Source organism: Microvirga tunisiensis, from assembly GCF_009296175.1.
Classification (GTDB): Bacteria; Pseudomonadota; Alphaproteobacteria; order Rhizobiales; family Beijerinckiaceae; genus Microvirga; species Microvirga tunisiensis.
In genome coordinates this window covers 1-835 of record NZ_VOSK01000897.1, presented here as the reverse complement: position 1 = coordinate 835, position 835 = coordinate 1, and the positions used below count along the sequence as shown (strand labels likewise).

Sequence of the window (835 nt, the reverse complement as noted above, 5' to 3'; positions counted from 1 at the left end):
CGACGCCGACCCGTATCGACAATCTCAACTCGATCCATAGCCGCACTGTCCTTTTTGACGTCAATAAGGACAGTCAGTGCCAAATCCGACAATTCCTACAAGGCGGCCCACCTCGGATGCGTACGGTACAACCGCAGCTCGTCGGGATCGTAGTCGTCGGGACTGACGGCGTTCCCTTTCGACTTCGACATCTTGGCCCCGTCCTTCCTGATGACGCCCTGGTGGATGACCTTCCTGAACGGCTCCTCCTGCGGGACGATGCCCATGTCGAACAGCGCCATATGGATGAACCGGGTGTAGATCAGGTGCATGCAGGCGTGCTCGGCACCGCCCACGTACAGGTCGACGGGCTGGTAGCAGCCTGCCGGCAGGAACTCGGTCTCGCTATCCGTCAGGTAGCGCAGGTAGTAGAACGAGGAGTCCACGAACCCGTCCAGGGTATCCGTTTCGCCCTCGACCGGGATCGGGCACCCCCATGTCCGCTGCCGCGAGACGCACCAGTCCCTCAGCTCGGCCAGCCAGGCCCGCTGCATCCGCTTGGTGGGGTCCGGCATGTCGATCCGGTCCAGGCCGGCGATCAGTCGCTCCCGGTAGTCCGTGATCCGGAAGTACCACTGGTTCAAGTTCCGGCGCTCGACCGCGCAGGCGCAGCGCTCGCAGTGTCCGTCGATCACCTGCTCGTTGGCCAGCACGGTTTCGCAGGAGGGACACCAGTTCACCTCGCCCCAGGCCTTGTAGGCCATCCCGCGCTCGTGCAAGCGCGTGAACAACCATTGCGTCCACTTCACGTAGGAAGGGCCACAGGTGATCAGGCGCTCCTCGAAGCAGGTGTTCA

General features: G+C 62.9%; 1 protein-coding gene. It reads right to left on the bottom strand.

The features are described 5' to 3' along the window. Nucleotides 1–95: 95 nt before the first annotated feature. On the bottom strand, nt 96–835 hold a 740-nt coding region (locus FS320_RS44380; protein ID WP_152718779.1), incomplete at its 5' end, for a class I tRNA ligase family protein.